The organism is Halolamina salina (assembly GCF_042678005.1).
Taxonomy (GTDB): Archaea; Halobacteriota; Halobacteria; order Halobacteriales; family Haloferacaceae; genus Halolamina; species Halolamina salina.
Map to the genome: position 1 here is coordinate 53,430 of NZ_JBHUDH010000022.1, position 13,178 is coordinate 66,607.

Sequence of the window (13,178 nt, forward strand, 5' to 3'; positions counted from 1 at the left end):
GCGACCCGGCTCGACGCCGGGTGGACGACCGCCGCGATCGGCCTCTTCTGTGGCGCAGCGGTCGTCGGCGCCGCCGTCGTGGTCGGCCTCGAGCGGGCCGCGGGCGGCGAGGCGATCGAGATCTGAGTGGAAAGCGTTGTGGGCGTCCGTCAGCGCGTCTCAACAAGGCTTAATCCCCGCGGGGAGTTGCGTGGCGTATGAGCGATATCACGGTCGTGCTACCGGACGGCTCCGAGCTCTCCGTGCCGGAGGACGCCACGGTCGAGGACGCCGCCTACGAGATCGGTCCCGGACTGGGCGACGACACCGTCGCGGGCGTCGTCGACGGCGAACTCGTCGCGAAGGAGGACGAACTCCACGACGGCGCACAGCTCGAGATAGTCACCGACCAGTCCGACGAGTACCTCGACGTGCTGCGCCACTCCGCGGCTCACGTGTTCGCACAGGCGCTCCAGCGCATCCACCCCGAGGCGAAGCTCACCATTGGTCCGCCGACGGAGGACGGCTTCTACTACGACGTCGCCGACGTCGACCTCGAGGAGTCCGACCTCGAGGCCATCGAGGCCGAGATGGCGGAGATCGTCGAGGCGGACTACGAGATCGAGCGCGTCAAGCGCTCCCGTGAGGAAGCGTTCGAACAGTACGCGGACAACCGCTTCAAGCGGGAGATCCTCGAGGAGGAGGCCGCCGGGCAGGACCCGGTCAGCTTCTACCGGCAGGACGACTGGGAGGACCTCTGTCAGGGTCCCCACGTGGAGTCGACGGGTGAGATCGGTGCGGTGGAGCTGCTGAACATCTCCTCGGCGTACTGGCGCGGCGACGAGGACAACGAGACGCTGACCCGCGTGTACGGGACGGCGTTCGAGTCGGAGTCCGACCTCGAAGAGTTCCTCCAGATGCGCGAGGAGGCCAAGGAGCGCGACCACCGCCGCATCGGGCAGGAGATGGATCTGTTCTCGGTGCCCGACGTGACGGGGCCGGGGCTTCCGCTGTACCACCCCGCGGGGAAGACGATCCTGCAGGAACTGGAGAACTACGTCAACGAACTCAACCGCGAGGCGGGCTACGAGCAGGTCGAGACGCCCCACCTGTTCCGGACGGAGCTGTGGAAGCAGTCGGGCCACTACGACAACTACCGGGACGACATGTTCCTCCTCGACGTGAACGACGAGGAGTACGGGCTGAAGCCGATGAACTGCCCGGGGCACGCCACCATCTTCGACCAGTCCTCGTGGTCCTACCGGGACCTGCCGATCCGGTACTTCGAGAACGGGAAGGTGTACCGGAAGGAGCAGCGCGGCGAGCTCTCGGGCCTCTCCCGGACGTGGGCGTTCACCATCGACGACGGCCACCTGTTCGTCAAGCCGGAGGACATCGAGCGAGAGGTCCGGGAGATCATGGAGCTGATCTTCGAGCTCATCGGCCACTTCGACCTCGAAGTGGAGGTCGACCTCGCGACCCGACCCGAAAAATCGGTCGGCGGCGACGAGATCTGGGAGAGTGCCGAGGAACAGCTCCGTGAGGTGCTCGACTCCGGCGGCTACGACTACGGGATCGAGGCCGGCGACGGCGCGTTCTACGGCCCGAAGATCGACTTCTCGTTCCGCGACGCGCTGGGGCGCTCCTGGGACGGCCCGACGGTCCAACTCGACTTCAACATGCCCGAGCGGTTCGACCTGACGTACACGGGCGAGGACAACGAGGAGCACCGGCCGGTGATGATCCACCGCGCGCTGTACGGCTCCTACGAGCGCATCTTCATGGTGCTGATCGAGCACTTCGACGGTCAGTTCCCGCTGTGGCTCGCGCCCGAGCAGGTGCGCATCCTGCCCGTCTCCGACGACGCGCTGGGGTACGCCCACCGCGTGAAGAACGAACTCGACGGGTTCCGCGTCGAGGTCGAGGACCGCGACTGGACGGTCGGCCGGAAAATCCGGGAGGCCCACGACGACCGACTGCCGTACATGATCATCGTCGGCAGCGACGAGGAGGAGGCCGGCACCATCTCGGTCCGGGACCGCTTCGAGCGCGAGGCCGACGGCGTCGATCCCGAGGCGTTCCGCGAGCACCTCAAGGCCGAGCGCGACGAGAAGCGCATCGAGCCGGACTTCCTCGACGAGTAGTCAGGCCGGGAGGAAGGCGGTCAGGAACCCCACGAGCGAGCCGACGAGCAGGAGGGCAGCGAGGAGGATCGCGACCCACCTCCGGCCGCGCCCCCGGAGCGCCGGCGTCTCCGACGGGAAGAACGGCGAGAGCGCGCCTCTGGAGTCGTCGTCCATACGCCGCCGTTCGTGGCGCGGAGCTATCAACCCTCGCCAGCCACGGCCATCGCGCTCGGTGACAACCGCGCCCACCGAGCGGTGGGTCCGGGCCACCGACGACGCCGTGCGGGCCGAACGAGTTCGGCCGAGCCGCCGCGACCCACACCGTCGGTTTCCGGCGAACGCGCCCTCTCACGGGCAGTTCCGGGCGTGAGGGAGTACCACAAGATTTACTCGTAAGTGTGTATACGTTCGTCACATATGTCCTCGGACACGAACGGAGAGGGGCTTTCCCGTCGTACAGTACTCGCGTCCGCCGCCGCGGCGGGCGCGACCGGACTGGCCGGCTGTAGCAGCCTCACCGGCGGCGGCGGCGGGCCGGAGAACCCGATCGAACTGCTCCACGCGTGGTCCTCGGGCGACGGCAACGCCGCGATCGCCGCGCTGATCGAGGGGTTCCAGGAGGCCCACCCCGACGTAGAGTTCGCCGAGGAGCCGGTCAACGGCGCCGCACGCAGCAACCTCGACAACGTCATCTCGAACCGACTGCAGGCCAACGACCCGCCGAGCACGTTCCAGACGTGGCCGGGCGCCACGCTGGAGAAGTTCGGCGACGCCTACGCCAGCATCGAGGAGGACGTCTGGACCGACGAGGTGGAGGAGAACTACCTCCCGGGACCCAAAGAGCAGGCCAAACTCGACGGCACGTACGTGACGGTGCCGCTGAACATCCACCGCATCAACAACCTGTTCTACAACACGGCGGTGCTGGAGGAGGCCGGCGTCGACCCCGAGTCGCTCTCCTCGCCGGCGGACGTGGTCGAGGCGTGTGCGGCCGTCGCCGAGAACACCGACGCGGTGCCGTTCGCCCAGCAGACCAGCGGCCCGTGGTCGACGATTCAGCTCTGGGAGACGGCGCTGCTCGCCCAGGCCGGCATCGACGGCTACACCGCCTTCACGGAGGGTGAGGGCGACGTGGAGCAGGTCCGTGCGGCGCTGGAGCACGTCGTCGAACTCAGCGAGTACTACCCCAGCGACGCCTCCTCGATCAGCTTCACCGAGGCGAACACGATGGTGATGGAGGGCGAGGCGGCGTTCATCCACCAGGGCGACTGGGCCGCGGGCGCCTACAGCGGCGACGACGAGTTCAACTACGGCGAGGACTGGGGGCAGGTCACCTACCCCGGCTCGGAGGGGAGCTACCTGCTCAACATGGACTCGTTCCCGTACTTCGACAACAACCCCTCGCCGGAGGCGACCAAGACGTTCCTCAGCTACTGTGCCGGCACGGAGGGGCAGGTGCTGTTCAACCGCGAGAAGGGGTCGATCCCCCCGCGGAAGGACGCCGACGTGTCCGAGCTCAACACGTTCCAGCAGGACCAGTACGAGGACTTCACGAGCGCGGACAGCCAGCCGCCGTCGATCCAGCACGGGCTGGCGGTCTCGACCGGAATCAAGACGAACATCACCAGTGCTTTCAGCGGCTTCCTCGAAGACTACGACGCCGACGCCACCGCGGAGGCGCTCGTCGGCGCGTTCGAGTAACGACCCCCTGGAAGCACAGGTATGCGTGATCCGATAGCCACACTTCGTAACCGCTGGTCCGACAGCGACGCCCGCACCGACGGCGGCGAGACCGCCTCGAAGCGGTCGCTGCTCTCGCGGGACTCGGTGCGGTCGGCCCCGTTCTGGCTGCCGCCGTTCCTGCTGGTCGGACTGTTCGTGTACGGCGCCGTCGTCTGGAACTTCCTGCTCTCGCTGACCGACTTCTCCGGCATCGGCGAGCCCGACTACACGGATCTGGACGTCGAGAACTACCTCGTCGCGTTCGCCGACCCGATCGACGGTCTCCTCTCGACGGTCGGCCTCGGCGGCGAGGTCAACGGCACGGCGCCGGGATGGTCGGAGCTGACCGTCGATCCGGTCTGGAACTCGCTGGGCAACACCGTCGCCCTGATGGTGGGGTTCTCGGCGGTCTGTCTCGCGGTCGGCCTGCTGCTCGCGATCCTCGTCGACCGCGGCATCCGCTTCGAGAACACGTTCCGGACGATCTACCTGCTGCCGATGAGCCTCTCCTTTGTCGTCACGGCGAAGTTCTGGCTCTACATGTACAACCCCGACACCGGGCTGATCAACGTCGCCCTCGGCGCCGTCGGGATCGGGCCGGTACAGATCGTCCAGAACCCCGACCTGAAGCTCGGGGCGGTCGCGTTCGCGCTGATCTGGCAGTTCAGCGGCTACGCGATGATCGTCTACCTCGCGGCGCTGCGTGGCATCCCGTCGAGCCACTTCGAGGCCGCCCGCGTCGACGGCGCGAGCACGGTGAAGATGTACTGGCGGGTGATAATCCCGCAGCTCCGGACCGCGACCGTGAGCGCGCTGGTCGTGATCACGGTGTTCGCGCTCAAGGCGTTCGACTTCCTGTTCTCGATGTACGGCGGCTACCAGCCCGGCCCGTCGGCGGACATCCTCGCGACGCGGATGGTCAGGGAGGCGTACGCCAACCAGAACTGGGCGTACGGGTCGACGATCGCGGTGATCCTGTTCGTGATGGCGCTGTGTATCGTCGCGCCGTACGTCTACTCGCAGTATCAACGGGGTGAGCTATGAGCACGAGCGAGGAGGACCGGCTCCGGCTGAAGCGGATCGGCCTCTACGCCGTGCTCGTCGGGATGGCGGGGTTCTACCTCCTGCCGATCCTGACGGGGCTGTTCACCTCGATCACCAGCCCCGAGAGCTACACCGGACAGGCGCCGTTCCTCCCGCCGCTGGAGCCGCTGATCCCGGAGACCGGTTCGTTCTCGCTCCAGCCGTGGGGGAACGCGTTCGACGGCCTCGCCCGCGGGCTGGCCAACAGCGTCATCCTCGTGATCCCGGCGACGATCCTCTCGGGGCTGTTCGGGAGCATGGCCGCCTACGGGCTGACCAACGTCGACTGGCGCGGGCAGGTCGGAATCTACGCGCTGTTCGTCGCCGGCATCTTCATCCCGTATCAGGCGGTGTTGGTGCCGCTGACGCAGTTCTGGTACAACGTCGTGCCGCTGCAGTCGCTGTTCGCGCCGCTGGCGGCGTTCCCGCTGGTCCAGGAGTACCACTGGAAGCTGGTGGCGCTGATCGTCACCCACACGGCGTACGGGATTCCGATCTGTACGCTGCTGTTCCGTGCCCACTACAAGAAGCTCTCCACGGAGATGATCGAGGCGGCCCGGCTCGACGGCGCCTCGGTGTCGACGATCTACCGACGGATCGTGCTGCCGCTGTCGATTCCGATGTTCGCGGTGGTGTTCATCTACCAGTTCACCCAGATCTGGAACGACCTCCTGTTCGCCCTGACGATCGTCCAGTTCGGCGACGCGTCGGTGGTGACACAGGAACTGGTGGGGATCGGGGTGTCCCAGTCGGGGACGAACTTCCCGCTGCGGATGGCGGCGGCGCTGCTGGCGGCGCTGCCGACGCTCGTGGTGTACGTCCTGTTCGGCGACAAGTTCGCCGAGGGGGTGGCCACATGAGGTTCAGAGGTGATCTACGATGGCAGAACTAACGCTCGACTCGGTAACGAAGGTGTTCAACGAGGGGGGAAGCGACGAGATCGTCGCCGTCGACGACGTGACGATGGGGATCGAGGACGGGGAGTTCCTCGTGCTCGTCGGCCCGTCGGGCTGCGGGAAGTCGACGACCCTGCGCATGATCGCCGGGCTGGAGACCGTCACCGACGGCGAGATCCGGCTCGGCGGGCGCGCGATCAACGACACGGGACCCGCGGACCGGGACATCGCGATGGTGTTCCAGTCCTACGCGCTCTACCCCCACATGACCGTCCGGGAGAACATGAGCTTCGGGCTGGAGGAGTCCACCGACATGCCCGACGACGAGATCCGCGCCACCGTCGAGGAGACGGCGGCGATGATGGGCATCGAGGAGCTGCTCGACCGCAAGCCCTCGGAGCTCTCCGGCGGCCAGCAGCAGCGCGTCGCGCTCGGCCGCGCGATCGTGCGCGACCCCGCGGCGTTCCTGATGGACGAGCCGCTGTCGAACCTCGACGCCAAGCTCCGGGCGACGATGCGCACGGAACTCCAGCGCATCCAGGACGAACTGGGCGTGACGACGGTGTACGTCACCCACGACCAGACCGAGGCGATGACGATGGGCGACCGCATCGCCGTACTCGACGACGGCGTGCTCCAGCAGGTGGGGACGCCGCTCGAGTGCTACCACACCCCCGCCAACCGCTTCGTCGCGGGGTTCATCGGCGAGCCGTCGATGAACTTCTTCCCGACGACCCGCGAGGGCGACGCGCTCTCGAACGAGCGGTTCACCTACCCGCTTCCCGAGGATGTCCGGGAGACGCTCGGCGACGCGACGAACGTGACACTCGGCGTGCGCCCGGAGGACGTCGAGTTCGCGGCCGAGGCCGAGACGCTCGGCCCACACGACTTCGAGTGCGTCGTCGACGTGGTCGAGCCTGTCGGGGAGTCGAACAACGTCTACCTCCGGTTCGCGGACGCGCCCGACGGGGAGACGTTCATCGCGACGATCAGCGGGATGCGCACCGTCTCCTCGGGCGACCGCGTGGTGGCGACCATCCCGCCGGAAGCGATCCACCTGTTCGACGACCGGACCGGCGAGGCGCTCAAGAACCGCTCGCTCGACGACGTCGAGGGCGTGACGCCGACCTGAGGGGTAGCCCTCTATGGCGCCCTGACGTACGTCACCGGACAGGACGCGTTCGAGAGGATCTTCTGAGCCGTCGAGCCGAACACCGCCTTCCCCGCCGCCGAGCGGCCGCGCCCGCCGACGATCAGCATGTCGGCGCCCACTCGCTCCGCGAGTTCGAGCACTTCCTCGCTCGTGTCGCCCACGGCGCCGTGTGACTCGTACTCGATACCTGCCTCCGAGAGCATCGCGCCGACCTCCCGGATCGTCGCGTGCCGCGCGGCCACGTCGTCCGGCGCCACCTCGGCGTCGGGACCGAACTCGAGTTGGTCTTTCACTCTCTCGTACCCCTCCTCGGAGAAGACGTGGAGGAGCCGAACGGTCGCGCCGGCAGGCCCCGCCACGTCGATAGCCGTCCGCGCGACTGACTCCGTCCGTTCAGCCTCGTCGCCGACCGCGACGACCACCGTATCGAGGCTCATCCGACCGTCACCTCCTCACCGACTTCGGCGCTCCGCTGAACGGCGTCGAGGACGCGCTGGACCGCCAGCCCGTCGTCGAAGTCCGGCGCGTACGCGCTCCCCTCCTCGACCGCCGAGAGGAACGCGTGGTTCTCGTGGACGAACGTGTGCTCCCAGCCGAGCGCGTGCCCGGGCGGCCACCAGTGCTCGAGATACGGGTCGTCTTCCTCGGTCACGAGCACGGTCTCGAAGCCGCGATTGCCCGGCCGGAACAGTTCGAGTTCGTTCAGTCGTTCGAGCGAGAAGCGGATCGCGCCCTCGGTCCCCTCGATCTCGATCGTGTGGTCGTTCTTTCGACCGACGGCGACCCGGGAGGCTTCGAGCGTTCCGGCGGCACCGTTTTCGAACCGGACCTGCGCGCTGTAAGCGTCGTCGACGGTGACCGGCTCGCTCCCTTCGCCGTCGGCCGCGGGGCGCTCGTCGACGAACGTCGTGGTCTGCCCGCTCACGCGCTCGATGTCACCGACGAGGAAGCGTGCGAGGTCGATCGTGTGCGCGCCGAGGTCGCCCAGCGCCCCGCTGCCCGCGCGGTCGGCGTCGGTCCGCCAGCTCGCGGGCGCCTCGGGATCGACCAGCCAGTCCTGCAGGTACTTCCCGCGGAACTGCCGGATCTCGCCCAGTTCGCCGGCGTCGATCAGCCGCTTGGCGTACTGGATCGCCGGGACGTACCGATAGTTGAAACCGACCGCTGCGGGGGCGTCGGCGTCCGCCGCGGCTGCCGCCATGCGTTCGGCACCGGCGAGCGTCGGCGCCATGGGTTTCTCACACAGCACAGGCGTCCCCGCCTCCAGCGCCGCGATCGTGGGCTCGGGGTGGACGTGGTTCGGGCCGAGGTTGTAGAAGACGTCCACGTCGGCAACGACCTCGCGCCAGTCCGTCGCCGTCCGTGCAAAGCCCAGCCTGTCGGCCGCCTCGGCGAGCGCGGCCTCGTCGCGGCCGATCAGCACGTCGCGTTCGACCGCCGGGGCGTCCGGGACGAACATCGGCAGTCGCGCGAGCGCGTTCGCGTGGGCCTTCCCCATGAAGCCGTACCCCAGCATCCCGACCGAGAGCGGGTCGCTCACGGTCGCACCCCCCGGGCCGTCCCGCGCTTCGCTCCCCCGGGCCGCCCGTCAGTGGCCGGGAGCCGTCCGGGATCCGTCCCGAAAGTGGCTATGACTGTCACACCACACGGTCACGACCGACGCGTAAGAAATTTACTTACCTTCGAATCAATAGTTCACAGGATGCGCTGGCACCGAGTCCGGACGGTCACGCCGCGAGCGGTGGACGGATGACCGCGTGGTACGCCGCGGTCGATCTCGGTGCGAGCAACATCAAGGCGGTCGTCGGCGACGAGGACGGCACCGTCGTCAGCCGGGCGCGACGCCGGACCCCTCGCGGCCCGGACGGCGACGCGGTCGCCGACGCGATGGTCGCCGCGACCCGGGCGGCGCTTTCTGACGCCGGCGTCGCGCCGACAGAGATAGTCCGCTGTGGCGTCGGCTCGATCGGCCCGCTGGACAAGGCCGCCGGCGAACTCGGCCGCTCGGCCAACCTCGGCCCGAACGTCGATCGGGTCCCCCTCGCGAAGCCGCTCGGCGAACTGCTCGACGCGGAGGTGGTCGTCATCAACGACGCCAACGCGGGGGTGATCGGCGAGCGCTTCTACGCCGATCGGAGTCCCGACGATATGGCCTACCTCACTATCTCCTCGGGCATCGGCGCCGGCGTCGCCGTCGTCGGCCGCCTGCTCTCGGGCTGGGACGGCAACGCGGCGGAGGTGGGCCACGACACGCTCGAAGTCGGGGGGATCACCTGCGGCTGTGGCGCCGAGGGCCACTGGGAGGCGTACTGCTCGGGGAAGAACATCCCCCGCCACGCGCGGTACGTCCACGAGACCGAGGGCGTCCCGACGGAGCTACCCCTCGACGAGATCGACGCCAAGGACGTGTTCGACGCCGCCGACGAGGACCCCCTCGCCGAGCGAGTGATCGAGCGCGTGCAGGCGTTCAACGCCGCCGGGATCGCCGATCTGGTCCACGCCTACGCCCCGCTGGTGGTGTACGTCGGCGGCGCCGTCGCGCGAAACAACCCCGAACGTATCGTCGATCCGGTCCGGGAACGGCTCCCTGATCTGGTGATGACGAACGTCCCCGAACTCCGGCTCACCTCGCTGGGCGACGAGGCGGTCGTCCGCGGCGCGCTCGCGGCCGCGATCACCGCGGCCGACCGCTCGCAGCTCCGTCCTTAGGCGCGCTCGATCGTGATCTCGTGGGCCTCGACGTCCTCCAGCGCCGCGACTCGGCCGCCGACCCGGACCTCCCCGTCGCCGGTGTCGAGCGTGAGCGACGCGATCGACTCCTCGTCGTTGCGCGTCGTGTCGACGACCTCGCCCGCCACGTCGCGGGGCTCGCCGCCCAGCACGTCCCGCCCCTCGACGGTCGCCCGGAGCGGCCCGTCGAGCGCCTCGACCTCCTCGACACAGCGTCGGAGCGACGCGTACCGGCGGGGGAGGCTTCGGTCGGGCGTGGTCGCCAGCGTCTCCCCGGAGGCCCACAGCACCGTCGAGACGAACCCCGAGACGAGGAAGCCGAGCTCCGAGCGGTTGAACACGACCCCGTAGCGCTCCTCGCCCCGGCTGACCGCCTCGCGGGTCGCGTACAGCGAGAACTGCCCGTCGCCGACCGCCGCGACCGGGGTGGTGACGCCGCGGCGCGAGCGCGCAGTGGTCGCGACGTCGGTGTAGTCGTACTCCTCGGGGTCGGGTACCTCGGCGGCCGGCGAGACGAGCAGTTCGATCGTGACGCCGGCCTCCCGCTTCTCGCGGAGTTCGTCCTCGAACTCCGCCAGCAGGTCGGGCGTCAGCGACAGCAGCAGTTCGAACTCCGCGGACTCGATCACGTCGCCGAGGTAGCGCTCGATCGTGTGGGGCGACTTGATCAGCGTGACCGCCTCGGCGTCCCGCGCCGGCGCGGTGTAGCGCTGTTCGAGGCCGCTGACGAGTTCGTCGAGCGAGGAGCGAACGCCGCCGAACGCCTCCTCGGGCTCGATCGCGAGCACCTGCATCGGCCGGGACTCCTGTAGCTCCACGAAGCCGTGGTCCGCGAGGCTCCGCACCGTGTCGTACACGCGGGGCTGGGGGATGTCGGTCCGCTCGGCGATCTCGGTCGCGGTGAGCCGGCCGTGTTCGAGCACGGCCAGATACGCCTCGATCTCGTACTCGCCGAAGTCGAACGTCTCCCCGACCCGCTCCAGCGCCGCGCGCAGGTCGTCGTCGTGCATACCCCGGGGATGCCCGCCCGGTCACATAAACACCGTTCGTCCGTCCCGCCGCCCGGCGGTGAAATAAACGTTCACTCGCGTCCGAATACCCGTCCCGGTAGGTCCAAGGGATGCCGGCCCCTGTCGCCGGGCATGACCGCACCCGCCCCCGGCGCGGCCGACCCGCTCTCGCTGCACGGCGTCGTCCCGCCGACCGTGACCGCGTTCGACGACGACGGCGAACTGGACGCCGAGACGACCGCCGCCCACGCCCGGTTCGTCGTCGACCGCGGCGTCCACGGCGTGTTCCCGCTCGGGACGAACGGCGAGTTCGCGCTGCTCGGCCCCGAGGAGCGCGACGAGGTCGTCCGGGCCGTCGTCGACGAAGTCGGTGACGAGGTGCCGGTGATCGCCGGCGTCGGCGAGCCCGCGACCCGCCGCACGGTCGAGCGCGCACGCGCGGCTGAGGAGGCGGGCGCCGACGGCGTCGTCGTCGTCACCCCCTACTACTACCCGCTCGACGGCGACGCGGCAGTCGAGCACTACCGCACGGTCTGCGATGCGGTCGACTGCCCGGTGTACGTCTACCACATCCCCTCGAAGACGGGGAACGACCTGAGCCTCGAGACGCTGGACGAACTCGCGGCGATCGACAACCTCGCCGGGCTGAAGGACTCCTCGAAGGACGTGCCGTGGCTGGGGCAGGCCGTCGCCGCCAACGACGAACTCACCTTCCTCGCGGGCTCGGACTCGCTGCTGAAGCCCGGGCTCGACCTCGGCTGCACCGGGATGGTGTCGGCGGTCGCGAACGCCTTCCCCGAACTTGTCGTTGACCTGTACGAGGCGTACGACGCCGGCGACCGTGAGCGCGCCGCGGACCTGCAGGAACGGGTGTACGAGGTCCGCTCGGCGATCAAGCGCGGCCCGTACATGGCCGGCGTGAAGGAGGCGCTCTCACACCGCGGGTTCGACGCCGGACCGCTTCGCTCGCCGCTGCGACGGATGGACGACGAGGACAGCGCGGCGCTCCGGGCCGATCTCGAGGCGCTGGGGCTGTTGGAGTAATCTTTTACTACGCGTGTAGTAACCGTTCGCCATGGTCGACTACTCGGAGCTCCACGATCCGAACGCGGAGTACACGATGCGGGAGCTCTCCGCCGAGACGATGGGCGTCACACGCGAGCGCGGCGGCGGGCGGGACGTCGAGATCACCGACGTGCAGACGACGATGGTCGACGGCAACTTCCCGTGGACGCTCGTCCGGGTCTACACCGACGCCGGCGTCGCGGGCACGGGCGAGGCGTACTGGGGCGCCGGGGTCCCCGAACTCATCGAGCGGATGAAGCCGTTCCTGCTCGGCGAGAACCCGCTGGACATCGACCGCCTCTACGAGCACCTGATCCAGAAGATGTCCGGCGAGGGCTCCGTCGAGGGGGTGACCGTCACCGCCATCTCGGGGATCGAAGTCGCACTGCACGACCTCGCGGGCAAGATCCTCGACCTGCCCGCCTACCAACTGCTCGGCGGGAAGTACCGCGACGAGGTCCGGGTGTACTGCGACTGCCACACCGAAGCGGAGGCCGACCCCGAGGCCTGCGCCGACGAGGCCGAGCGCGTCGTCGAGGAACTGGGGTACGACGCGCTGAAGTTCGACCTCGACGTGCCCAGCGGGCTGGAGAAAGATCGCGCGAACCGCCACCTCCGGTCGGGCGAGATCCGCCACAAAGTCGAGATCGTCGAGGCGGTCACCGAGCGCGTGAAAGACCGCGCGGACGTCGCCTTCGACTGCCACTGGACGTTCTCCGGCGGCAGCGCGAAACGGCTCGCCGAGAAGCTGGAACCGTACGACGTGTGGTGGCTCGAGGACCCCGTCCCGCCGGAGAACCTCGACGTGCAGGAGGAAGTCACCAAGTCGACGACGACGCCGATCACCGTCGGCGAGAACCGCTACCGCGTGACCGAGCTCCGCCGGCTGATCGAGGACGGGGCGGTCGACATCGTCGCCCCCGACCTGCCCAAGGTCGGCGGGATGCGCGAGACCCGGAAGATCGCCGACGTGGCGAACCAGTACTACGTCCCGGTGGCGATGCACAACGTCGCCTCGCCGATCGCGACCGTGGCGGCGGCCCACGTCGGTGCCGCGGTGCCGAACTCGCTGGCGGTCGAGTACCACTCCTACGAACTCGGCTGGTGGGAGGATCTGGTCGAGGAGGACGTGATCGTCGACGGTTCGATCGAGGTGCCCGAAGAGCCGGGGCTCGGCGTCACCCTCGACCGCGACGCCGTGGCCAAACACTTAGTCGACGGCGAGGAACTGTTCGACCCGGTATGAGCCTACCCGCCGGCGGCGACGGTCCGGAACCGACACTCGCCACCTTCGGCGAGAGCATGCTGCGGTACAGCCCCCCGGCCGGCAACCGCCTCGAGACGGCCGACGAGCTCGCGGTCCACGTCGGCGGCGCCGAGAGCAACGTCGCCGCCGCGGCGGCCCAACTGGGCT

At 68.9% G+C, this 13,178-nt stretch carries 12 protein-coding genes; 8 read left to right on the forward strand and 4 right to left on the reverse strand.

Annotation, left to right across the window (positions count from 1 at the left end; translation table 11 throughout):
- Positions 1-197 precede the first annotated feature (197 nt).
- Positions 198-2,123, forward strand: coding sequence for a threonine--tRNA ligase (gene thrS / locus ACFR9S_RS02840; protein ID WP_379731161.1), 1,926 nt, complete (start codon positions 198-200; stop codon positions 2,121-2,123).
- On the opposite strand, the gene ACFR9S_RS02845 is transcribed toward thrS, so the two are convergent.
- Entirely contained in the window at positions 2,124-2,279 is a 156-nt protein-coding gene (locus ACFR9S_RS02845; RefSeq protein WP_379731160.1) for a hypothetical protein, read from the reverse strand.
- A 243-nt stretch (positions 2,280-2,522) separates the two neighbouring features.
- On the opposite strand from ACFR9S_RS02845, the gene ACFR9S_RS02850 reads away from it, so the two are divergent.
- From ACFR9S_RS02850 to ACFR9S_RS02865, 4 genes are read left to right on the forward strand one after another with little or no spacing between them, the layout of a single operon-like run.
- Positions 2,523-3,806 carry an ABC transporter substrate-binding protein gene (locus ACFR9S_RS02850; RefSeq protein WP_379731159.1) on the forward strand — a complete coding sequence of 428 codons (1,284 nt, stop codon included), beginning with the start codon at positions 2,523-2,525 and terminating at the stop codon, positions 3,804-3,806.
- Positions 3,807-3,827: 21 nt separating this feature from the next.
- On the forward strand, positions 3,828-4,871 hold the full coding sequence (locus ACFR9S_RS02855; RefSeq protein WP_379731158.1) for a carbohydrate ABC transporter permease: 1,044 nt from the start codon (positions 3,828-3,830) through the stop codon (positions 4,869-4,871).
- Positions 4,868-5,770: a carbohydrate ABC transporter permease gene (locus ACFR9S_RS02860; protein WP_379731157.1), complete on the forward strand. Its 903-nt coding sequence runs from the start codon at positions 4,868-4,870 to the stop codon at positions 5,768-5,770. Before ACFR9S_RS02855 ends, ACFR9S_RS02860 begins: the two co-directional genes overlap by 4 nt.
- Before the next feature lie 19 nt (positions 5,771-5,789).
- Positions 5,790-6,938, forward strand: coding sequence for an ABC transporter ATP-binding protein (locus ACFR9S_RS02865; protein WP_379731155.1), 1,149 nt, complete (start codon positions 5,790-5,792; stop codon positions 6,936-6,938).
- An 11-nt stretch (positions 6,939-6,949) separates the two neighbouring features.
- On the opposite strand, the gene ACFR9S_RS02870 is transcribed toward ACFR9S_RS02865, so the two are convergent.
- A complete protein-coding gene (locus tag ACFR9S_RS02870; RefSeq protein ID WP_379731154.1) occupies positions 6,950-7,396 on the reverse strand; it encodes a universal stress protein in 447 nt (148 codons plus the stop codon).
- Complete coding sequence (locus tag ACFR9S_RS02875) at positions 7,393-8,475, reverse strand: Gfo/Idh/MocA family protein (protein WP_379818027.1); 1,083 nt, start codon at positions 8,473-8,475, stop codon at positions 7,393-7,395. Before ACFR9S_RS02875 ends, ACFR9S_RS02870 begins: the two co-directional genes overlap by 4 nt.
- 233 nt (positions 8,476-8,708) lie before the next feature.
- On the opposite strand from ACFR9S_RS02875, the gene ACFR9S_RS02880 reads away from it, so the two are divergent.
- Positions 8,709-9,668, forward strand: coding sequence for an ROK family protein (locus ACFR9S_RS02880; protein WP_379818018.1), 960 nt, complete (start codon positions 8,709-8,711; stop codon positions 9,666-9,668).
- Here the strand turns inward: ACFR9S_RS02880 and trmB are convergent.
- Positions 9,665-10,699 (reverse strand): HTH-type sugar sensing transcriptional regulator TrmB, encoded by a 1,035-nt coding sequence (gene trmB / locus ACFR9S_RS02885; protein WP_379818020.1) that lies wholly within the window; start codon positions 10,697-10,699, stop codon positions 9,665-9,667. The two genes, ACFR9S_RS02880 and trmB, sit on opposite strands and share 4 nt — an antisense overlap.
- 132 nt (positions 10,700-10,831) lie before the next feature.
- On the opposite strand from trmB, the gene ACFR9S_RS02890 reads away from it, so the two are divergent.
- Together ACFR9S_RS02890 and ACFR9S_RS02895 are read left to right on the forward strand one after the other, a co-directional pair.
- Complete coding sequence (locus ACFR9S_RS02890) at positions 10,832-11,743, forward strand: dihydrodipicolinate synthase family protein (RefSeq protein ID WP_379818021.1); 912 nt, start codon at positions 10,832-10,834, stop codon at positions 11,741-11,743.
- 31 nt (positions 11,744-11,774) lie between these two features.
- Positions 11,775-13,010, forward strand: a complete 1,236-nt coding sequence (locus ACFR9S_RS02895; RefSeq protein WP_379732570.1) for a mandelate racemase/muconate lactonizing enzyme family protein — start codon at positions 11,775-11,777, stop codon at positions 13,008-13,010.
- Positions 13,011-13,178: the final 168 nt, after the last annotated feature.